Annotated in this window: 16 protein-coding genes; 12 read left to right on the forward strand and 4 right to left on the reverse strand. The window is 60.3% G+C overall.

Annotation, left to right across the window (positions count from 1 at the left end):
- Positions 1-174: 174 nt before the first annotated feature.
- Genes OUZ52_RS16510 through OUZ52_RS16520 form a run of 3 tightly spaced genes read left to right on the forward strand, consistent with a single transcriptional unit; the run spans position 175 to position 4,209 of the window.
- Positions 175-429, forward strand: a complete 255-nt coding sequence (locus tag OUZ52_RS16510; RefSeq protein WP_266159638.1) for an acyl carrier protein — start codon at positions 175-177, stop codon at positions 427-429.
- Complete coding sequence (locus OUZ52_RS16515; RefSeq protein ID WP_266159639.1) at positions 426-1,895, forward strand: alginate O-acetyltransferase AlgX-related protein; 1,470 nt, start codon at positions 426-428, stop codon at positions 1,893-1,895. Before OUZ52_RS16510 ends, OUZ52_RS16515 begins: the two co-directional genes overlap by 4 nt.
- Positions 1,896-1,920: 25 nt before the next feature.
- Positions 1,921-4,209 carry a glycosyltransferase family 2 protein gene (locus OUZ52_RS16520; protein ID WP_266159640.1) on the forward strand — a complete coding sequence of 763 codons (2,289 nt, stop codon included), beginning with the start codon at positions 1,921-1,923 and terminating at the stop codon, positions 4,207-4,209.
- Positions 4,210-4,344: 135 nt separating this feature from the next.
- Here OUZ52_RS16520 and OUZ52_RS16525 read toward each other — a convergent pair whose 3' ends face one another.
- The gene (locus tag OUZ52_RS16525; RefSeq protein ID WP_266159641.1) at positions 4,345-4,965 is read right to left on the reverse strand and encodes a TetR/AcrR family transcriptional regulator; all 621 of its coding nucleotides are present in this window, start codon (positions 4,963-4,965) and stop codon (positions 4,345-4,347) included.
- Positions 4,966-5,127: 162 nt separating this feature from the next.
- On the opposite strand from OUZ52_RS16525, the gene OUZ52_RS16530 reads away from it, so the two are divergent.
- Genes OUZ52_RS16530 through OUZ52_RS16540 form a run of 3 tightly spaced genes read left to right on the forward strand, consistent with a single transcriptional unit; the run spans position 5,128 to position 10,909 of the window.
- A complete protein-coding gene (locus tag OUZ52_RS16530) occupies positions 5,128-6,264 on the forward strand; it encodes an efflux RND transporter periplasmic adaptor subunit (protein ID WP_266159642.1) in 1,137 nt (378 codons plus the stop codon).
- Entirely contained in the window at positions 6,261-9,437 is a 3,177-nt protein-coding gene (locus tag OUZ52_RS16535) for an efflux RND transporter permease subunit (RefSeq protein ID WP_266159643.1), read from the forward strand. The genes OUZ52_RS16530 and OUZ52_RS16535 overlap by 4 nt, the downstream gene beginning before the upstream one ends.
- A complete protein-coding gene (locus OUZ52_RS16540; RefSeq protein ID WP_266159644.1) occupies positions 9,434-10,909 on the forward strand; it encodes an efflux transporter outer membrane subunit in 1,476 nt (491 codons plus the stop codon). The genes OUZ52_RS16535 and OUZ52_RS16540 overlap by 4 nt, the downstream gene beginning before the upstream one ends.
- A gap of 141 nt (positions 10,910-11,050) precedes the next feature.
- Here the strand turns inward: OUZ52_RS16540 and OUZ52_RS16545 are convergent, their stop codons facing one another.
- Complete coding sequence (locus tag OUZ52_RS16545) at positions 11,051-12,361, reverse strand: MFS transporter (RefSeq protein ID WP_266159645.1); 1,311 nt, start codon at positions 12,359-12,361, stop codon at positions 11,051-11,053.
- A 177-nt stretch (positions 12,362-12,538) separates the two neighbouring features.
- Between OUZ52_RS16545 and cyoA the strand changes: the two genes are divergently transcribed.
- The 5 genes from cyoA to OUZ52_RS16570 all read left to right on the forward strand — a co-directional run bounded on the left by cyoA (position 12,539) and on the right by OUZ52_RS16570 (position 17,396).
- Positions 12,539-13,606 (forward strand): ubiquinol oxidase subunit II, encoded by a 1,068-nt coding sequence (cyoA, locus tag OUZ52_RS16550; protein WP_266159646.1) that lies wholly within the window; start codon positions 12,539-12,541, stop codon positions 13,604-13,606.
- A gap of 78 nt (positions 13,607-13,684) precedes the next feature.
- Complete coding sequence (gene cyoB, locus OUZ52_RS16555) at positions 13,685-15,658, forward strand: cytochrome o ubiquinol oxidase subunit I (protein ID WP_425493868.1); 1,974 nt, start codon at positions 13,685-13,687, stop codon at positions 15,656-15,658.
- A 16-nt stretch (positions 15,659-15,674) separates the two neighbouring features.
- A complete protein-coding gene (gene cyoC / locus OUZ52_RS16560; protein WP_266159648.1) occupies positions 15,675-16,292 on the forward strand; it encodes a cytochrome o ubiquinol oxidase subunit III in 618 nt (205 codons plus the stop codon).
- Positions 16,289-16,681 (forward strand): cytochrome o ubiquinol oxidase subunit IV, encoded by a 393-nt coding sequence (gene cyoD / locus OUZ52_RS16565; protein WP_266159649.1) that lies wholly within the window; start codon positions 16,289-16,291, stop codon positions 16,679-16,681. The genes cyoC and cyoD overlap by 4 nt, the downstream gene beginning before the upstream one ends.
- 49 nt (positions 16,682-16,730) lie before the next feature.
- Complete coding sequence (locus OUZ52_RS16570) at positions 16,731-17,396, forward strand: SURF1 family protein (protein WP_266159650.1); 666 nt, start codon at positions 16,731-16,733, stop codon at positions 17,394-17,396.
- 190 nt (positions 17,397-17,586) lie between these two features.
- Here OUZ52_RS16570 and fusA read toward each other — a convergent pair whose 3' ends face one another.
- The gene (gene fusA / locus OUZ52_RS16575; RefSeq protein WP_266159651.1) at positions 17,587-19,716 is read right to left on the reverse strand and encodes an elongation factor G; all 2,130 of its coding nucleotides are present in this window, start codon (positions 19,714-19,716) and stop codon (positions 17,587-17,589) included.
- A gap of 205 nt (positions 19,717-19,921) precedes the next feature.
- Positions 19,922-21,370, reverse strand: coding sequence for an outer membrane protein transport protein (locus OUZ52_RS16580; RefSeq protein ID WP_266159652.1), 1,449 nt, complete (start codon positions 21,368-21,370; stop codon positions 19,922-19,924).
- A 215-nt stretch (positions 21,371-21,585) separates the two neighbouring features.
- On the opposite strand from OUZ52_RS16580, the gene OUZ52_RS16585 reads away from it, so the two are divergent.
- Positions 21,586-22,239: a hypothetical protein gene (locus OUZ52_RS16585; protein ID WP_266159653.1), complete on the forward strand. Its 654-nt coding sequence runs from the start codon at positions 21,586-21,588 to the stop codon at positions 22,237-22,239.
- Positions 22,240-22,450: the final 211 nt, after the last annotated feature.

Raw genomic sequence — 22,450 nt, forward strand, 5'->3', positions numbered from 1 at the left:
GCATGGCGCTTCAGCGCACCGTCAAGGCGGCGATCTTCGATCGCATGGAGCTGACCTTGAGATCGGTGATTCTGGTGGCGCCAGGCACCCTGGTCAAAACCACCAGCGGCAAGCTTTGCAGACAAACCAACAAAACCCGCTACCTGCATGCCGAATCAACGGCAAAGGCGTGATATGAACGAGCTGACCACAACGGTACTGTCCGTGATCGCAGAAACCTTTTCCGTCGAAGTACACACCCTGGGCCGTCACACCGTGGCCAGCGATGTCGACGGCTGGGATTCGCTGTCGCATACAGTATTGATGATACGGCTGGGAAAACGTCTCGGCAGACGCATCGATGAAAGGGTTGCACTGAAGGCCAATAGCGTAGGCGCGTTGATCGATGCGCTGGATAGCGAACCGGCCCAGACCGAGAGCCGCCCATGAATCAGCCCGCGGCCATCCCATCGTCGGAACTGAAAGGCCGCGCAGTGGTGGTCGCGCGAGGTACTTCCAGCCGGCTATTTTGCGAATATCAAGACAGCCCAGTGATCTCCACTATCGCCAAGAACGACCTGATATCGACCAAGGCCGCGGTCAAATGGAAACGCATGCTGGAAACGCGGGCGCGGCTTTTAAAGCTGCGCGGCTTACATCTTTATATGCTGATCGCACCGGAGGCCCGCTACATCTTCAGGGAGGAAATTCCCAGCCATATGGTGCTGTCGGATCGCTCGCCCGCGCGCCAGTTCACCGAGCTGTTTTCCGGCATCGATAACCTGACCATCATCTATCCCGATGAAGCGCTGATCGCGGCGCGCGGCGGCATCGATATCTACCGCGCCAACGACACCCACTGGTCGGCCTATGGCGCCTTTATCGCCTACCAGGCATTGATCGAACACTTTCCTGCCGATACACCGCTCAATCCGGTGACCGCCGCCGACGTCAGCTATCGGTTTCGCCAGGCCTTTGGCGACATGGGGGCGCTGGTCGAGCCCGAGGTATCCGCCGACATGCCTGTTGCATCGATCCGCGACGGCACCACCAAACTGGTCTTGAACTACTCCGGAGACGGCCGCAATGCCTGGAAGCGATTCGAATCCACGCGCGGCCGTGGTCATGCCTTTGTGTTGCGCGACTCGTTTGCCACCGAGCTCGGCATCTTCATGAATGAGTCGTTTGCGCGGGTGGACTGGCTCGGCGGCACCTCGCGCTTGCATCTGGAAGCAATTGACGAGGAGAAACCCGATATCGTCGTCTGGGAAGTCGCCGAGCGGCGGCTGTTAGTCGAGGACTCCGACCACTCACCCTCGACCGCCTACGAGATATATGCGTTCGACAACACCACGCCTTATGGCATGACGGCACTGGAAGCCTGTGACGACAAGGTCGCGGGCCATCTCGCCAAGGCGCTGCAAGGTGCGCGCGATGCGGCCAAGCATCCCGATGCCGGCACGCCGTACTTGTATCTCCTGGCCGATATCCTGCGGGCCAGCAGCCTGTTCGACGAAGCCGAAGCGACCATTCAACGCGCCATCAAGATCCGCGAAGACCGGCCCGCCTATTGGCATTTGCTGAGTGTTATTTCACGACATCTGGGCAAGCCACGCGAAGCCACCGACGCGTCGTTTCACGCCAAGAAGCTAGCCCCGCACAACGGCCAGTTCGTATCGGACTGCGGCTACAACCTGCTTACCCTGGGCCGGCGCGACGAGGCCATCGAGGTCATGGCGAGCTGCCGCGCGCTGGTCTCCGACTCGCCGCACCTGAGCTATTGGCTGGCGTTGGCGTACTTCCAGGCAGGCGATATTCACCAAGCCCGGAAAGAAGCGATCAATGCTTATCTGCTATGGCCGGACCATCCGGATATTTACGCCTTGCTGTGGATGATTGAAGACGATACGCGCTGATTCTGCTCGACTACGGGTGACATGCATGCGCACCAAGATCACCAACGAGAATGGATTCATTCAGGGCCTGACGGCTGCCCATGCCACCCATTTGGTGGTCAAGCCGTTTCGTCGCACGGCGCGCTCATCGACAGCGGCGGTTACGTCCCACGCCGGCACGCATAACCTGCGGCAATTCAAGGTCAAGCCACGCTATGGCGAGGCATTGGCCGGTGGATGGTATTTATTCGAACTCGATCTGCGCTCGCTCGATCAGCCGCTGCTGTGGGCAGCGTTCTACGCCGACTATAAAAGAGGCATCAACGAAGAGAGCTACCTGCCCTTGCCGCTGAAAGAGGTCGCGCCCGGCAGGTACCTGGCCATTGCCAGGTTCACCCATCGGCTCATCGGCCTGCGGCTCGATGTCGTGGCACACCGTCGGTTTGAGCTCGACCATGCGCAACTACGCAAACTGGGCAAACTGGAGGCCGCGTCCCGTATGCTGTTTGCCGTCGTGCAGTCGGCCGCTACGCTCAAGAAAAAACTCTGGGTCACGCTGAGCGCGATGCTGAGATTGGGTTTTTCCGGGCAAAGAAGTTTTGCCACCTGGCTTTACCGCGAGTATTCCGAGAACGCCCAAACGCCACTAAGCGGCCGTTATCTGAGCTGGGTCAGGCTTTATGGCAACGCGATACCGGCAGACATCAAGAGTCGTTTGAACCGGATGGATCGCAAGCCGCTGATCTCGGTGGCCATATCCACATGCAACACGGATGAGGCCTCGCTACGCCAATGCATGCTCAGCATGATCGCCCAGCACTATCCGCCTTGGGAGCTCTGCATTGCCGACAACGCCTCGGACCAGCCGCACATACGCGCGTTGCTGAACGAGTTTTCACAGCTGGATACCCGCATAACATGCACCTTCCTGCAGCAACGCGGCGACTACTCCACTGCGCTCAATTGTGCCATTGAGCATACACACGGCAACTACATCGCCATCGTCAAAGAGCACGATGAGTTGCACCCGCTGGCGTTCTTCCAAGTAGCCCTTGAGGTCTGCAAGCACCCTGAGTGGAAAATCATCTATACCGATGAGGACAAAATCGATCATCGAAGAATTCGCTTCGATCCGGACTTCAAGCCGGACTGGAATTACGAGTTGCTGCTGGCACAAAACTATATCCGGCATTTATGCATTTTCGACAGCGCCCTGGTCAAAACCGTCGGCGGCTTCCGGCAGGGATTCCATGGCTGCGAGGACTACGATTTCCTGCTGCGCTGTATCGAACACACCGGCCCTGCGCAAATCGGTCATATAGCTTCTGCGCTTTATCACGAACATGCTGTAGCCGATGCACCGGCATCGCCTGAAAACCATGTCGTTCACAGCAATGGCACGCGGGCGCTGCAACAGCATTTACAACGCGTCGGCGTTTGCGCTTCGGTGACGACAGCAGCGGATGGCATTCATCGCATCCGCTTCGCGTGCCCCCAGCCGGCCCCTTACGTCAGTTTAATCGTACCTACCCGTGACAAAGTCCGGCTTTTGCGAAGCTGCCTCGACTCAATATCGAAGAGCACATACTCCAACTACGAAATCATCGTGGTCGACAACCGGTCGACTGACAGCAGCACGCTGCGATACCTGGACAAGATCGCCCGCATGCCGCATGTGCAGGTGTTGCGATACAACGCGCCTTTCAACTACTCGGCGATCAACAATTTTGCCGAACGCCATGCCAGAGGCGACATCATCGGACTGGTCAATAATGACATCGAGATAATCACCCCCGACTGGATGGAGGAGATGGTCAGCCACGCGATGCGGCCCCATGTCGGCGCCGTCGGCGCCATGCTTTATTACCCGGACGGCACGATTCAGCACGCCGGGGTCATCGTCGGTCTGGGCGGTGTGGCCGGGCATGCCTACCTACACATGCCGCGCGGCTATGGCGGAAGTCACAACCGGGGCTTGTCGCTGCAAAACCTGAGCGCGGTAACCGCCGCTTGCATGCTGGTGCGCCGCGAAACCTTCCACGTCGTGGGCGGCCTGGACGAATCCCTGGAGGTCGCATTCAACGACGTGGACTTCTGCCTGCGCCTGCGCGACGCCGGCTACCGCAATGTGTGGACGCCTTACGCGCAGATGTACCACATGGAATCGGCTTCGCGCGGGGCCGATGCCACGCCCGAGCAGCAGGATCGTTTTCAGCGCGAACTCGAATTCATGCGTGCCCGCTGGGGGGCCGGCCTGCTGAAAGACCCTGCCTATAACGCCAATCTATCGCTCTCCAGCCACTGCTTCGACCTGGCCTTTCCTCCACGCCATTAGGCGAGCGCAAACGCGGCCACTGAATGGCGCCGACTCTTCTTGCCACGCCCTCATGCAGAGAAGCTGGATCGGCCTTTCTTCAGCACGGCCCCAAGGCCATTGTTGATAAGTGATCAAGCGCAGCCGGAGTGGATGCTATCGACGGCCGCTATCGAAGAAGGTCGCACTGAAAATCGCACTCAGCACGGATTGCGCCGCGGCGTCGGACATTTCATGGGGCATGCTGGTATTGAAAAACCGTACCCCATCGAACAGCGCCATCATGCCAAAGGCCAGATCGCCGGCGGGCGCGGGCAAGGTGGTCTTCATCAATGCGCAGAACTGGGTGATGAAGTACGCGATAACATTGCGCTTTTCCAGCAGCAAGGCATTCAGCCGCAGCCGGAACTTGGCATCGCGTAAAGCCTGTAGCCGCGCCTCTGCCCACAAGACATAACTGGTGTTGCCGCAATAAGCCTGGATATAAAAGTGCGCCAACTGCTTTTGCATATCCTCGATCGACAAACCCGCATCAAGGAGTTGCTGCAGCCCTTGCTGGATGTCCTCGTGATCCCGCTTGAGCAACTCGATGAACAAATCGTTCTTGCTATCGAAGTTCGAGTAGAACGCCCCGCGGGTGTAGCCGGCTTGTGCCGCAATATCTTCCACGCTACTGGCAGCCAACCCCTTTTTGGCGATCATGACCGCGCCCGCCTCCAGCAAGCGCTGGCGGGTCAGGTCACGACTTTCTTCACGGGTCAAGCGCTTACGTGGCATGGCGGCATGCTAACACGTCATCAAACCTTCATTTGAATACTAATTTGTATTGAGATACATAGTTGTATTAGTGTGCATATCCGAATCCTAGGTTGACTGGACGCCATCGCCATTGACGCGCCGATCACCCCATCGTTGCCGTACCCAGTGCAGGAGTGGCTCGTGAACCACCATCATGTCTCCCCGTCAGGTGGCTATTTGCCCCGCTCGCCCTGGTTATGGGGCGCGCTAACGGCCCTGGCCTTGTTGTCCGGCTGCGGCAACAACACCCCGGTCGCCGAGACGGCGCGCCCGGTCATCGCCATGCCGGTCAAGGCCGTCGATGGCGCACAGGCCGCGCAGTTTCCCGGTGAAATTCACGCCCGTTATGAAATGCCGCTGTCGTTCCGGGTACCCGGGCAGTTGACCGTCCGCTACGCGCGGCTCGGCGATAGCGTGAAGAAAGGCCAGGCCCTGGCGCGACTCGACGATGCCGATGCCAGCAAAACCCAGGCCTCGGCACAAGCGGCGCTCGACGCAGCCGAGCATCGCCTGAGTTTTGCCACCCAGCAGCGTGACCGCGACGATGCGCAGGCCAAGCAAAATCTCATCAGCCAGCTGCAGCTCGAACAGACCCACGATGCCTACGCCTCGGCGCTGGCCAGCCGCGACCAGGCCAAGCAGCAGCTGGCTTTGTCACAAAACCAGTCGCGCTATACCACCCTGGTGGCGGATCGGGACGGCAGCATCACCAGTGAGCAGGCCGAGGTAGGTCAAGTAGTGGCCGCGGGCCAGCCGGTGTTCGGCTTTGCCTGGTCAGGTGAGCGCGATGTTTTTGTCGATGTGGCGGAAAACAGCGTGGCCAGCATCTCGCCAGGACAGAGCGCAACCGTGACGCTACTGGCCTTGCCCGGGAAAACCTTTGTTGGCCGTGTGCGCGATATCTCACCCTCGGCAGACCCACAGTCCCGTACCTATCGCGTCAAGCTGTCGCTCGATGCGCCGGGGCAAGAGCTGCGCCTGGGCATGACGGCCAACGTCGCGCTGTCGACGACTTCAGCGGGCAGCGAAAATGTGCGCCTTCCTGCAACGGCACTTTTCCACCAAAACGAAAAGCCGGCGGTGTGGGTGGTGCGGCCGAACGATTCGACGCTGGAACTGCGCCTTATCACGGTAACCCGTTACGGTGAGCGCGATGTCATGGTGAGCAACGGGCTGCATGCCGGTGAACGTGTCGTCATGCAGGGTGTGCATGCGGTATCCGCGGGCGAGAAGGTCGAGCCGATCGCCCCGCCGCACCCGGAGGATGCCCCGCTATGAGCGGCGAAGATCGTCTGAATCTCTCGGCCTGGACCCTGCGGCATAAGTCCCTGGTCTTTTTTCTGATGGGCATGATTGCGCTGTTCGGCATGATGTCCTACAGCCGCCTATCGCAGTCGGAAGACCCGCCCTTCACCTTCAAGGTCATGGTGATCCAGAGCTTTTGGCCCGGTGCCAGCGCGCAGCAAATGCAAGAGGAAGTCACCGACCGCATTTCGCGCAAGCTGCAGGAAACACCGTCGATCGACTTTTTGCGCAGCTACTCCCGCCCTGGCGAGTCGCTGATCTTTTTCAATATCAAGGATTCGGCCCCCGCGGCCAGCGTGCCCGACACCTGGTATCAGGTGCGCAAGAAAGTGGCCGACATCGGCGCTCAATTGCCACAGGGTGTGCAAGGCCCGTTTTTCAATGATGAATTCGGCGACGTCTATACCAATATCTATGCGCTGGAAGGCGATGGATTTACCCCAGCCCAGCTGCACGACTACGCCGATCAATTGCGCACCGAGTTACTACATGTACCCGGCGTGGCCAAGATCGACTATCTCGGCGATCAGACGCAACGCATTTATATCGAAATCACCAACGCGCGGCTGTCCAAGTTAGGCATCAGCCCGCAGCAGATTGCCCAGGCGATCAATCAACAAAATGCGGTGGCTTCGGCCGGCGTACTGACCACCGGCGACGACCGCATCTTTGTCCGCCCTACCGGGCAATTCGAACATGAAGAAGCCTTGGCGAACACCTTGTTGCGAATCAACGACAAGACTTTCCGCTTAGGCGATATCGCAACCATCCGGCGCGGCTATGACGATCCGCCCAGTCAGCAAATCCGCTTCATGGGCCAACCGGTGCTGGGCATCGGCATCACTATGCAGCCAGGCGGCGACGTTATCCAGTTGGGCAAGGCCTTAGACAAGACCACGGCTTCGCTGCAGCAGCGCCTGCCGGCCGGACTGAAGCTGGCGGAGGTCACCAGCATGCCGCACGCGGTATCGCATTCGGTCGACGACTTTCTTGAGTCGGTGGCCGAAGCGGTAAGCATCGTGTTGCTGGTGAGCCTGTTGAGTCTGGGCTTTCGCACCGGCATGGTCGTGGTCATTTCGATCCCATTCGTGCTGGCGGCCACCGCGCTGTTCATGGAGGTTTTCGGCATCGGCCTGCACAAGGTATCGCTGGGCACGCTGGTGCTGGCGCTAGGCTTGCTGGTAGACGATGCCATCATCGCGGTCGAGATGATGTCGGTAAAACTGGAGCAAGGCTGGGGCCGCGTACGCGCGGCGGCCTTTGCCTATACCAGCACCGCCTTCCCGATGCTGACCGGCACCTTGGTGACGGTCTCCGGTTTCTTGCCGATTGCCTTGGCCAAGTCCAGCACCGGCGAGTACACCCGTTCCATTTTCGAAGTGTCTGCCATTGCGCTACTAGTGTCTTGGCTGGCCGCGGTCATCGTGATCCCGCTGCTGGGTTATTACCTGCTGCCCGAACATCATGCGCGCGCCCAGCCCGGCCAGGAATGGTGGGCACGCTGGTTGCCGCAGCGCTGGAATGAGGCGCGTAGCGCCAAAGCCAAAGCCATCGTGCATCACAGCGGCGACATCGAAATTTATGACACCACGTTTTACCGCCGCTTTCGCGGCTGGCTGGATTTTTGCCTAAAGCATCGATTCCTGGTGCTGGGATTGACCGTGTTGCTGTTCGTGATTTCGCTGGCCGGTTTCGGCCTGGTGCCCAAGCAATTCTTCCCCAGCTCGGACCGCCCCGAACTGCTGGTCGACCTGCGCCTGCCGGAAGGTGCCTCGTTCGAGGCGACCGACCGCCAGGTCAAGCGTTTCGAAGCGGCGATCAAGGACCGCAAGGAAGTCAGTAACTACGTCAGCTTCGTCGGCAGCGGCGCACCGCGCTTCTATCTGCCATTGGATCAGCAACTGGCGCAACCCAACTTCGCGCAATTCGTGATCACCGCCAAGAGTGTCGAGCAACGCGAGCAACTGGCACATTATCTGGATGGCATGCTGCAAAAGGACTTCACCGCGGTACGCAGCCGCGTCAGCCGTTTGGAAAACGGCCCCCCGGTGGGGTTTCCGGTGCAGTTCCGCGTCAATGGCGACGACATTGCCACGGTGCGCGGCATCGCCGAGCAAGTAGCCACGGTGATGCGTGCCGACCCGCGCACCAAGAACGTCCAGTTCGATTGGGACGAACCTGCCGAGCGCTCGGTGCGTTTCGAGATCGATCAGGTCAAGGCTCGACAACTCGGCATCAGCTCGCAAGACGTGGCGAATTTCCTCGCCATGACCTTGTCGGGAACCACCGTCTCGCAGTACCGCGAACGCGACAAACTGATTGCCGTGGATCTACGTGCACCTAAAAACGATCGCATCCACCCTGATCAGATCGAACGCCTGGCCATTCCGACCCCGGGCGGCGCGGCGATTCCGCTGGGGCAACTCGGACACGTTAGCTACGGGCTCGAATACGGCGTGATCTGGGAACGCGACCGCCAGCCTTCGATCAATGTACAGGCCGATACCCGTGGTGGCGCCCAGGGGCTGGACGTAACCAACGCCATCGATCAAAAACTGGCCGAAGTGCGCAGCCATTTGCCGGTCGGCTACGGCATTGAGGTCGGTGGCTCGGTCGAGCAGAACGGCAAGGCGCAGGGCTCGATCAACGCGCAGATGCCGTTGATGATGATTGCCGTGCTGACCTTGCTGATGATCCAGCTGCAAAGCCTCGGCCGCACCTTCATGGTGGTGCTGACCGCACCGCTGGGCTTGATTGGCGTGATCGCCGCACTGCTGCTGTTCGGCCAGCCCTTTGGCTTCGTCGCCATGCTCGGCACGATTGCGATGTTCGGCATCATCATGCGCAACTCGGTGATTCTGGTCGACCAGATCGAGCAGGATATTCGTGCCGGTCACCCACGCTGGGAAGCCATCGTCGGTGCCACGGTAAGGCGCTTTCGTCCGATCACCCTGACCGCCGCCGCCGCGGTGCTGGCCCTGATCCCCCTGCTACGCAGCAACTTCTTCGGCCCCATGGCGACGGCGCTGATGGGTGGCATTACCGTCGCCACCGTACTGACCCTGTTTTATCTGCCCGCGCTGTATGCCGCCTGGTTCCGTGTCCGCGCCGACGAACCGGCACCCACGCAGGAGGCCACGCCATGAAGCAGGCCAGCATGACTCAGTCCCTGCGGATGACCGCCATAGCGATGTCGATCGCCTTGGCCGGATGCGCGTTCGCGCCACCGGCCAAGCCACCGACACCGCCGGCACCGAAAAGCTATGCGGCCGACCCCACTCCGGCGAGCAGCAGCCAAGCCGACGGGGTGGCGCAGCGCTTTAGCCTGGGCGCACGCGCCGTGCCGGATTGGTGGCGGCTGTATCAGTCGGACACCCTCAACGCCTGGGTCGCCGAAGGGCTGCAAAACAACCCTTCGCTGGACGCGGCCAAGCATTCGCTGGAAGCGGCGCATCAACTGTTGCGTGCGCAGATCGGCGAATCGATGCTGCCATCGCTCGATGCCGGCGGACAGGCAACCCGGCAGCGCGCACTGGGCTTGCCAAGTTTCGGACCGCCGACCAATCTCTATAACGTCTATGCCGGGCAACTGCAGCTGGGCTACAACTTCGACTTGTTCGGGGCGACCCGGCACAGCGTCGAGCAAGCCACCGCCCAAGTCGACCAGCAGTCCTACGAGCTCGACGCCGCGCGCCGCACGCTGGCCGCCAATATCGTCATCGTCGCGATCAATGCGGCGGCACTGGCCGAGCAAGTCAGCACCAGCGAACGACTGTCGGCGCTGGCGCACGAGCAAGCCGAACTCACCGAGCGTGCCAACCGCCTGGGAGCGGCCTCGCACGACGAGGTGTTGGCCGCACAACAGAACGCCGCCACGCTTGACACCTCATTGCCGCCGCTGCGTACCCAGGCGCAACGTGCCCGCCACACGCTGGCGGTGTTGATGGGGCGTACTCCCGATCAGGCGCCATCCAATCTCACGCTGTCGCAGCTGCATTTACCTGCCGACGTTCCGCTCAGCATTCCCTCTGAGTTATTGCAGCAGCGGCCGGATGTGTTGGCGGCGGAGGCCGTTGTCCATGCCGCCTCGGCACAGGTCGGTGTGGCGACAGCCAATCTGTTTCCGCATATTTCGCTGTCCGCCTCGCTCGGTTCCGCCGCCTTCCGTCGAGCCGCGTTATTCACCGGCGCAGGCTCGATCTGGAGTGCCGGCGTTTCTTTGACGCAACCGATTTTTCATGGCGGCGCCTTGCTCGCTCAGCGAAAGGCGGCTGTGGCCAGCTATGACGCCGCGCTGGCGCAATATCGGCAAACCGTGCTTCATGCGTTCGAGGATGTTGCCGATTCGCTGACCGCGTTGAACCAGGACGCACTGACGCTGCAGTCCGCGCAAGCGGCCGCAACCGCCGCGCAGGAGTCGTTCAAGAACACCGATGCGCGTTACCGGCTAGGTTCGGCGGCGTACCCGACGACGGTGCTCGGCGAGCAACGCTGGCAAAACGCCAAGCTGTCCGAAATCCAGGCCCGGGCAGCGCGCCTGGCCGATACCGCCGCGCTGTTTCAGGCCATGGGCATGGCACCCGCTGAAGCCAAGGGAGCAGCGCAAGGTACGCGATAAAGGGCCGCTTATGATCGGCTTCTGCATGCTGGCCGGCTCTGCGCCGGCGGTATGCGCCCCGAACTTGCCGAACGCATCCGCGAACCCGACGGCAAGCCAACGGCCTTATGGCCGTCTAACCGGGGCGGGTCATCGTGCTGGCTAGTCGCGACTAGCCAGCACGCGATTAACCCGCAAGGCCAGCAAGGTGCAGGCCGCGCCGGAAAGCAGATAAAGGCTGACCGCACCCAGGCCGAACTTGGACGACAAGCCCAGCGCCACCAGTGGTGCAAAGGCGGCGCCGATAAGCCAGGCAAGGTCGGAGGTCAGCGCTGCGCCGGTGTAGCGGAATCGGGACGAGAAATTCGAGGTAACCGCACCCGCTGCCTGGCCGTAGGACAGACCCAACAGCGCAAACCCGACCAGGATGAACGCATCCTGCGCGGCGCGCCCGCCGCCCAATAGCCAGGGGGCGAACAGACTGAAGATACCGATCAGGCAGGCGAGTAAACCAAGCGTCGTGCGCCGGCCGATCCGGTCAGCGATAAACCCGGATGCAATGGTGCCGAAAATGCCGACCACCGCGCCGACCATCTGCACGGCCAAGACCTGATTCACCGATTGTGTCGTGCCCAGCACGATCCATGACAAGGGAAAGACCGTCACCAGATGGAACAACGCATAGCTTGCCAACGCAGCGAACGCGCCAAGAAAAAGATTGGAGCCATGCGCCCGCAGCATCTCGATGATGCCGATGGGCTCCAGCTCGCGCTCTTCCATCAGTTTGGTGTATTCCTCAGTCACCACCAGGCGCAAGCGCGCAAACAGCGCCACGACGTTAATCGCAAACGCGACGAAGAACGGGTAACGCCAGCCCCAGTCGATAAAGTCTTCGTTGGAAAGATTGGCATGCAGGTACAGGAACAAGCCACTGGCCAGCATGAAACCGATCGGCGCGCCAAGCTGGCCCAGCATCGCGTACCAGCCGCGTTTTTGCGCCGGTGCATTCAAGGCCAGCAACGAGGGCAAGCCATCCCATGAGCCACCCAGCGCAATGCCTTGCAGAAAACGAAAAATCGCCAATAGCGCGATCGCACGGCCGCCGAGCACGTCGTAACCCGGCAAAAACGCCATGCCGGCGGTGGCCGTACCTAGCAGGAACAAGGCCCCGGTCAGTTTGGTGCCGCGGCTCCAGCGCCGCTGCATACCCATGAATAGCGCGGTGCCTATGGGGCGCGCGACAAACGCCAGCGAAAACACTACGAACGACAGCAGCATGCCGCCGAGGCGACTCTCGAAGGGGAAGAACACCGCCGGAAAAACCAGTACCGCGGCAATCCCGAAGACGAAAAAGTCGAAATATTCTGAGGCCCGGCCGATCACCACACCGATGGCGATTTCGCCCGGCGCAACTTTCGAATGATCCGCATGAACTGGCGTGCCATCGTGCGCTATGGTGTTTGCTGAAGACATGTGGTGTTCCTCAAATCGGCTCGACATCGTTCTTACTCGACGCGGGAGTGATAGAACGTGGTGTTCACAGCATCGCACCGACGCACTTCTACTGCCATGGGACAAAATGTCCTATTCCTGCCGCGCGTGTATCGGCGTAGTTTTTCCAGGTCTTTCTTCTCGGTTGCTTCGCCAGCCATGTCCATCAAGGCTCTCCGCGGACTGCTGCTTCCTTTCGTCATTTTATTGACGGGTTGCCAAGCAGTGCTTATGTCCCCCTCCGGCGACGTCGCACTCCAACAACGTAATCTAATCGTCACATCACTGCTGTTGATGTTGATCATTATTATCCCGGTGATAGCGCTGACGCTGCTATTCGCCTGGCGTTACCGCGCATCCAACAAGAACGCCAAGTACGACCCTGAATGGAATCATTCAACCATGCTGGAGCTGCTGATCTGGTCGGCTCCCTTGTTGATCATCATCGCGCTGGGCGCCCTCACCTGGGTCAGTACTCATAAGCTTGATCCGTTTCGGCCGCTGGAGCGCCTGTCCGCGGGGCGCGCGGTACCTGCCGATGCCAAGCCACTGGTGGTGGAAGTGGTCGCGCTGGACTGGAAATGGCTGTTCATTTACCCGGAGCAAGGCATTGCCACGGTGAACGAGCTGGCTGCGCCGGTGGATCGACCGATCCAGTTCAAGATCACCGCGTCGACGGTGATGAATTCGTTCTTCATCCCTGCCCTGGCCGGCCAGATCTACGCCATGCCCGGCATGGAAACGCAACTTCATGCGGTTATCAACAAGCCCGGCGAATTCGACGGCTTCTCGGCCAACTACAGCGGCGCGGGCTTTTCCGGCATGCGCTTCAAGTTTCACGGCTTGAGCGATGGCCAATTCAGCCAATGGGTCAGCCAGGCCAAAAGCGATGGCGACAGCTTGAATCGCGATGTTTATCTCAAGCTCGAACAGCCCAGCGAAAATAGCCCGGTACACCATTACGCCACGGTTTCGGCAGGGCTTTACCAAGCTATTCTCAATCGCTGTGTCGAGTCCAATCGGATGTGCCTGAACGAGATGATGACGCTCGACGCCAAAGGCGGCCTCGGCATTCCCGGCGCTTACAACATCACCTCGCTCGATACGGCAACGCGCAGCCGGCTGGGGCTGCTGGGTGCACCAGTGAACGGCTACGTCGGCGCCATGTGCTCGGCCAATAATCTTGATGGCGCCCCCTTCACCACCCCGACGGCTAAATCACAGTGACCTGCTCAACCAACTTTTCACGTTGGGCTATGCGCCCCGGTGCTCAAGATGTCTGATCATCCCGACCTCGCCAAGTTGATCTTTGGCCGTCTCACCTGGGACGCCATTCCTTTTCACGAACCGATTCTGCTGGCCACCTTCATCGCCGTGCTGCTGGGCGGCGTGGCGCTGTTGGGCGTGGTGACTTATTACCGCCTGTGGGGCTATCTCTGGCGCGAATGGTTTACCAGCATCGATCACAAAAAGATCGGCATCATGTACATCGTGCTCGGCTTGGTGATGCTGCTGCGCGGCTTCTCCGACGCCATCATGATGCGTTTGCAGCAGGCGATTTCGTTTGGCCATTCGGTGGGCTATCTGCCGCCGGAGCATTACGACCAGATTTTCACCGCGCACGGCGTGATCATGATTTTCTTCGTCGCCATGCCATTGGTGACGGGCATCATGAATTTCGTGGTGCCGCTGCAGATCGGCGCGCGCGACGTGGCCTTTCCCTTTCTCAACAATTTCAGTTTCTGGATGACCACCAGCGGCGCCGTGCTGGTGATGATGTCGCTGTTTGTCGGCGAATTCGCCCGCACCGGCTGGCTGGCCTATCCGCCGCTTTCCGGTATCGCGCAAAGCCCGGATGTCGGGGTCGACTATTACATCTGGGCGCTGCAAATCGCCGGCGTCGGCACCTTGCTGTCCGGCATCAACCTGCTTGCCACCATTGTGAAAATGCGCGCGCCAGGCATGCCGTTGATGAAGATGCCGATCTTCACCTGGACCTCGCTGTGCACCAACGTGCTGATCGTCGCGGCCTTTCCGGTACTGACGGCGGTGTTGGCGCTACTGGCACTGGATCGTTACGCCGGCACCAACTTCTTCACTAACGACTTTGGCGGCAACGCCATGATGTATGTGAACCTGATCTGGATCTGGGGACACCCTGAGGTCTATATCTTGATACTTCCGGCGTTCGGCATTTTTTCCGAAGTCGTTTCCACCTTCAGCCGCAAGCGCTTGTTCGGTTACGCCTCGATGGTCTACGCCACCGTGGTGATCACCGTGCTGGCCTACCTGGTCTGGCTGCACCATTTCTTCACCATGGGTTCGGGCGCCAGCGTCAACTCGTTCTTCGGCATCACCACGATGATTATCTCGATCCCCACCGGGGCGAAGATCTTCAACTGGTTGTTCACCATGTATCGCGGCCGGATTACCTTCGAGGTGCCGATGCTATGGACGATCGGCTTTATGGTGACGTTTGCCATCGGCGGCATGACGGGCGTGCTGCTGGCGGTTCCGCCGGCGGACTTCTCGCTGCACAACAGCCTGTTCCTGGTGGCGCACTTCCATAACGTGATCATTGGCGGCGTGTTGTTCGGCTTGTTCGCCGGCATCAATTACTGGTTCCCCAAAGCCTTCGGTTTCAAGCTCGACCCGTTCTGGGGCAAATGCTCGTTCTGGTTCTGGCTGGTCGGCTTTTATTTCGCCTTTATGCCGCTGTATGTGCTCGGCTTGATGGGCGTCACCCGCCGGGTCAGCCACTTCGACGATCCCTCGTTGCAGATATGGTTCCAGATTGCCGCTTTTGGCGCCTTGCTGATCGCGCTGGGCATTGCCAGCATGATTATCCAGTTCGTGGTCAGCTTCCGTCGCCGCGAATCGCTGCGTGACCACACCGGCGACCCGTGGGGTGGCCGCACGCTGGAGTGGTCTACCTCGTCGCCGCCGCCGGTGTACAACTTTGCCTTCACCCCGCAGGTTCATGACGGCGACGCCTGGTGGCAGATGAAGCAGCACCATTATCGTCGGCCGCTGGAAGGCTTCTTGCCGATCCACATGCCGAAAAACACCGGCGCCGGCATTATTCTGGCCGGCATCAGCACGGTGTTCGGCTTCGCCATGATTTGGCAGATGTGGCCGCTGGTCGTGGTCTCGTTCCTGGCGCTGTTGGTGGTGACCATCGGGCATACCTTCAACTACAAGCGCGATTACTACATCCCGGCCGACGAAGTGGCCCGCGTCGAAGCGTCGCGTACAGAGCTGTTAGCCAACCATGTCTGAGACTCAAGCGCTCCCCATGCCCCATGGCACCGGCTCGTCGGAAGCCCTGCGCTTTCATGTGCCCGGCGACCACCATCCGGAAAACGGCACGCTGCTGGGCTTCTGGCTATACCTGATGAGCGACTGCCTCATCTTCGCCTGCCTGTTCGCGGTCTACGGCGTACTGGGCCGCAGCTATGCCGCCGGCCCTTCCGGTGCCGACCTGTTCGAGTTGCCGCTGGTCGCGATCAATACGTCGTTGCTGCTGCTGTCATCGATCACCTACGGCTTCGCGGTGCTGGAAATGCAGCGCAACCGCCAGCGTGCCACCTTGATCTGGCTAGGTATTACCGGCTTGCTCGGTGCCGGCTTCATCGGTCTGGAGCTGCATGAGTTTGCCCATCTCATCGAGATCGGCGCCGGCCCGCATCGCAGTGCCTTTTTATCGTCGTTCTTCACCCTGGTCGGCACGCACGGGCTGCATGTGACGTTCGGTATCGTCTGGTTGATTACCCTGATGGTTCAGGTATCCCAGAAGGGCCTGATCCTGGAAAACAAACGCCGCTTGATGTGCCTGTCGATGTTTTGGCATTTTCTCGACGTGGTCTGGATCGGCGTCTTCAGCTTTGTCTATTTGATGGGAGTGCTGCCATGAGCGCGCACACCGATACTTCGCTTGAGCATGGCGACGGTCACGGTCACGACGACGGTGTCAGCCACAGCACGCTTAAGGGCTATATGACCGGCTTTGTGCTGGCGGTCATCCTGACGGCGATTCCGTTTTGGCTGGTCATGAGCGGTGGCTTCGCCAAGCCCACCACGACGGCACTGGTCGTGCTGGCGTTCGCCGCCGTGCAGATCGTGGTGCACATGATTTATTTCCTGCACATGAACACCAAGTCCGAAGGCGGCTGGAACATGTTGGCGCTGATCTTTACGGTCGTGCTGGTGGTCATCACCCTGAGTGGTTCGATCTGGGTCATGTATCACCTCAACCACAACATGATGCCGTCGATGATGCACGACATGAAGAACCTGCCGTGAGCATGCGTCGAGACCAGGCTGCCCCTGGCGGATCGGGCATCAGGTAATCATGGCGCCCTCGGCGGATGAGGTTCGCGGGCCGCGTGGGCCGTTCGCCCTGACCTGCTTGGCGATACTGGCGCTGGTGGTTTTCGCCGGATTCATGGCGCTGGGTACCTGGCAAGTGCAACGCCGCGCCTGGAAGCTCGATCTCATCGCCCGGGTCGAGCAGCGGGTGCATGCCCTGGCAAGCGCGGCGCCTGGCCCTGATCAATGGCCGCAGATAACCGCCAGCGATGAATACCGGCATGTGCGCCTTAGCGGCGTCTTTTTGTATGACCGGCAAACCCTGGTTTGGGCAAGTACCGCGCTGGGCAGCGGCTATTGGGTGATGACGCCGCTACGCATGAGCGAAACCCATGTTTTCATGCGTCACAACGATCCGGCGCAGCAGCGCTGGTATGCACGTGACGTGCAAGCCATGGCCGCCGCCCACGGGCTAAGCCCGGTTGCGCCCTACTTCGTCGATGCGGACGCCATAGCCGGCGTGGCTGAAAACCCTGCGGTGGCGCCGGTCGGGGGACTGACGGTGATCGCCTTCCCCAATAATCACCTGGTCTATCTGCTGACCTGGTATTCGCTCGCGCTAATGGTTGCCATGGCGGCAGCTTATGTCGGCCGCCACGAATACCGCCTGCGCCGCTTGGCACGCACGACGCCCGCCGCAACCCGGTAACCACGCCTGGCCTGCTGCGCTTCGTATGCTTTCCGCGGCTTTCCGATCCAAGCAAAAACTCCGGCGCGCTGGCCGGAGTCTGCTCGAAGACGGTGAGGTCAAAACAGCCTGGGTGCCACCAAGTGCACACGAAGACCCGCCCCACCCGTCCAGGCAGCTGCGCCCCGAGAGGCGCAGCTGTAACGAAGCATTACTTCGCTTCTTTTTCCATCAACTTGTCGACCAGGTTGGCCGGCACTTCTTCGTAATGGTCGAATTCCATCGTGAAGGTACCGCGGCCACGGGTGGCTGAGCGGAGGAAGTTGATGTAGCCGAACATTTCCGCCAGCGGCACAAAGCCCTGCACGAAAGCCTGCAAGCCCTTCTGGCCCTGGTCGCTGACGGTGCCGCGACGACGGTTGATATCGCCGATCACGTCACCGAGGTAATCGGCCTCGGTCACCACTTCCAGGCCCATCACCGGCTCGAGCAGCTTCGGCTTACTCATACGCTGAGCTTCGCGGAAGCACTGGCGACCGGCGATTTCGAACGCCAAGGCGGACGAGTCGACGTCATGGTACTTACCGTCGATCAGGCGTGCCTTGAAATCGAGCACTTCGTAACCGGCGACCTGACCCTCGCGGGCCTCGACCATGATGGCGTGCTCCACCGCCGGGATGTACTCGCGCGGCACGCGGCCACCGACGATTTCATCGGAGAACTGCACGCCGCTGCCTGCAGGCAGGGGCTCGAAGATCATCTTCACTTCGGCGAACTGACCCGAACCACCGGACTGCTTCTTGTGCGTGTAGGTGTGTTCGACCGGGTTACCGAAGGCTTCGCGGAAGCTGACCTTGGGCTTGCCCATGGTGGCGTCCACGCCCAGCTCGGTACGCATACGGTCGATGGTCACTTCCAGATGCAGCTCGCCCATGCCCTTGAGCACGGTCTGTCCGGTTTCTTTGTCCACTTCCAGGCGCAGCGACGGATCGGCCTTGACCATTTTGTAAAGCGCGGTGGACATCTTGTCGATGTCGTTGCGGGTCTTCGGCTCGACCGACACGCTGATCACCGGATCCGGGAAGCGCATGCGCTCCAGCAGCGCCGGGTGAGCGGGATCGGACAGCGAATCGCCGGTCTCGGTCTCTTTCATCGAGACGAAGGCGCAGATGTCGCCGGCACGCACTTCGTCGATGTCCTTGGAGGCATTGGCCTGCACTTCCACGATACGGCCCACGCGCTCTTTCTTGCCGCGGGTGACGTTGAGCAGGGTGTCGCCCTTCTTGATCACGCCGGAGTAGATACGGCAAAAGGTCAAGGTGCCGAACTGGTCGTTGATGACCTTGAAGGCCAACGCACGGGCCGGGGCTTCGTCGATCACGCCCTGGTCGCCGATGACGTGGCCGTCTTCGTCCACCATGGCGATACCGCCGTTCTCACCCGGATAGGGCAAGTAATCGACCACGGCGTCCAGCAACTGCTGCACGCCCTTGTTACGGTAGGAGGAGCCGCAGAAGACCGGTACCAGCTTGCCCGATACGCAACCCTTGCGGATGCACTGCTTGAGGGTTTCCTGGTCGAACTCGCCGGTTTCGATCAGCTTCTCGAAGGCGGCGTCGTCCATGGCCAGGGCGCGCTCAAGGGTCTCTTCGCGCAGCTTGGGAAGGTCGGCAACCCAGGCCTGGTCGACCGTAGCGGTGAAGCTCACGCGGCTGGCGATTTCGTCCAGCGGCACGGTGTCCCACGGGCTGTCTTTGTCGTCGCCTTTCCAGATGTAGCCGACGCCGGCTACCAGGTCGGCCATGCCGATGAATTCATCATGGCTGCCCAGCGGCACCTGGCAAAGCAGCACATTGGCGCCCAGGCGCTCGCGGATGCCCTTGACGCAATGGGCAAAGCTGGCACCGATGCGGTCCATCTTGTTGACGTAGCAAACGCGCGGAACGTTGTACTGGTCGGCCAGGCGCCAGTTGGTTTCAGTCTGCGGCTCGACACCGGCCACGCCGTCGAATACCACCACGGCGCCGTCCAGCACGCGCAGGCTGCGATTCACTTCGATGGTGAAATCGACGTGCCCTGGAGTGTCGATGACGTTGATCTGGTGGCCTTTCCATTCGGTGGACACGGCCGCCGACTGGATGGTGATGCCGCGCTTGCGTTCCTGCTCCAGATAATCGGTGGTGGTGGAGCCCTTGCCGTCCTTGGTGTCGTGTACGTCGACGATCTGGTGCTTTTTGCCGGTGTAGTACAGGACACGCTCGGTGGTGGTGGTCTTGCCAGCATCGATATGAGCAATGATGCCGATGTTGCGGTAGAGCGAGAGTGCTTTCTGGCGTGCCATGTTGCCGGTTCCGATGGGATGTAGGTAAACGGCTAACTTTACGCCAAACGGCCGCCTACTGCATCGCCCCCGGAGCCACTCCGGCAGAATAATTGCCCTCCCCGCGTCAAAACCCAGCCTGATCCTGGCCTGATGGCACCCTTATGGGAGAAATCCAGCCTGCGGCCAGCCCCCAGATCGGCTGGCCGCAGGCTGGGCAACACCTTTAGAACGCGTAGGTCGCCGTCAGCGCCAGCACATCGCCGCTGTTATTGGAGTAACCGTCGATCGAGCCTGCGCCAATACCGATGGGTGCGGTCTGGTGGATGCGCGCATCACTCAGGAATTGATGCTGATACGCGGCATCGAAGCTCAAGTGGTTGTTGTACTGATAGCCCAGGCCCAGGGCCACAATGCGCCGGTTATTGTCCGGGATCCGAGGATCGCGGGTCGGCGAACGGGTCGGCGTTTCGTCATAAACGAGGCCGGCACGCCCGGTCCACTGCGAATTGAACTTGTAGTCGCCGCCGACGCTGACCGTATACGAGTTGCGGTAGGCGGTATCCAGTACCAGTAGCTGGGTGCCTTGCGAGTACAAGGCCAAGGTCTTGAATTTGGACCAGTTCGTCCATTCGACCGAGGCGCCCATGCTGAAGGCGTCGCTGAACTGATGCAGGTAGTCGATGTTGACGAATGCCGGGTTGTCCAGGCGGGCCGAGGCGCTGGAACCGTCGGGATTCAAGGCCGGCAACGGTTGGAAGCCGGGGATGAACTGCTGGCCAAGCTGATTCAGTCCGGGAATCAAGGCAACCATGTCCCGCACATCGATGGTCGGGCCGCCGTTGGTACCCGGCTGGCCGTCATTGGGGTAGTACATGGCGTACTTGCCATGCAGGCGATTGCTGATCTTGGAGTGATAGGTGATCCCCAGCGAATCATTTTCAGTCGGCTTCCATTCCGCGCCGAGAAAGTAACCCGCCGACCAGTTGTGTACACGCACATTGATCTGCGCATTCTCCAGCGGATCCTGCGGAAGTCCGCCGGTAAGCTCCGGAATCGAAGTCAGGATGCCGCCCACATCCAGCCCGTTATTGAGCTGAGCGCGCGTCCGCTGTGCCGTCACGCCGACACCGACCGAGAAGTTGTCCTGCACTTTGTACGAGGCCGACAAGGTCAAGGCGATCGACTTCATCGAGGTCTTGGTGCCGAACTCGCGACCAAGCCAGGTGGGGCTGTATTCGGTGACCAGGCCATTGGGCGCCACAAAACTGAAACCGATGGCGAAACGGTCCGAAAGCGGCTGCACATAAAAAGCCGAGGCATCGTTGATGAAACTGTCACCGCCGTTGGGCGAGTTGCCGCTCATCGGGCGTCCAGACGCATCCGTGGCGGTGCCATTGAACTGGATATCCGGCCGAATGCCGATCCAGCTGCCCTGGACGACGGCACCGGTAAACCAGGCCATGGCCGCTGGATTGTTGTATGAAGCCGACGGATCGTTAGCCCACAGCGAACCGCCGGCGAAGCCACGGCCAAAGCCCGCGGCGTTCGTCGTCGGCAATTGAAAAGCTGCAGCCTGTGCATGCTGCGATACACCCAAGCTGACCGACAGTGCCGCTGCCAGTGCGGCCATTTTTAAAGGAGACATCATCGAACGGGGCGTGAACTCTTTCATTTATCAGTACTCCATCCAAACAATCGATACGGTGGGACAGTGCACAAGCAAGGCCGATGTGTGCCTCGCCTGCCTCATCTGTAGCTGCACTTTTTTGGTCAGTGCAGTCATGGCGTGATGCTGATCGACGACTTGCCAGATGCCGTAACGCAAGTCGCACGCACACGGAACGATGCCCCGTGTGCGTGCCGTGTTGAAACGGTGTTGCTTAAGGCGTGATGGTCAAAGTTGGGGAAACCGTCAGCGATCCGGAGATGCTGCAATTACCCGGATTCAACGCGGTATTGAAGGCAAATCTGCTGCTGCTCAAGGAGCCCGGCACCGGGCCCGCACCGCAGGTGATACCCAGCGGAGCGGTGACCTTCACATTGTTGATGGTTACCGTGGTGAGCGATGTCGGCGTTGCCGGCCATGGCAGGCCTGCGGCCTTGATCTGCGCGCACAGAAAACTGCTGCCACTAAACGTTGCCTGCGTCACCGAGCCGGCGCCCACGGCATTCGTAGCGATAACGAAGTCTGCGTTACAGGCAACCGAGATACCGCCTGCACTCAGATTAGTCTGGCCGACGGCGCTGAATGTGGTGTTTGCCGGACTGAATTTGTCGGCAAAAGCAGGGGTGACAGCAAGCGAACTGACAGCGAGCATGGAACCAAGTACAAGGGCTTTGATTACATACATGTCAACTACCTCCATCAAGATTAGGTGCACAAAGCACCGGCTGGCCGCAACGCCCGACCGGGCATTGCAGCAACAAACGAGCGGCAGCGCTGCCACACGGCAGTCGACGCCAAGCAAGGTTCTGAAGAACGCGCCGGCCCTAGGCCGGTGCGAATTCATTCGCGGCTCTATCCAGGTCGAAAAGAAATGACCGTCAGGCGTCCGGCGAACGGGCGCGCGAGCCTTGATGCATACACACAGTCGTACAGATAAAGCACAGCCTTCCTCCCATGGTTCGAGGGGCTACTCACTCAAGAGCGATAGTCCTTATGCCTGTTCAATGGTGTTGCGGCCTGCGCCGTCTACGACTCAGGCTTGGTGAAAGTCATCTTTGCGGAACCACACCCGCATGGCTTATGGCC

Source organism: Dyella silvatica (genome assembly GCF_026283955.1).
GTDB classification, from domain to species: domain Bacteria; phylum Pseudomonadota; class Gammaproteobacteria; order Xanthomonadales; family Rhodanobacteraceae; genus Dyella_C; species Dyella_C silvatica.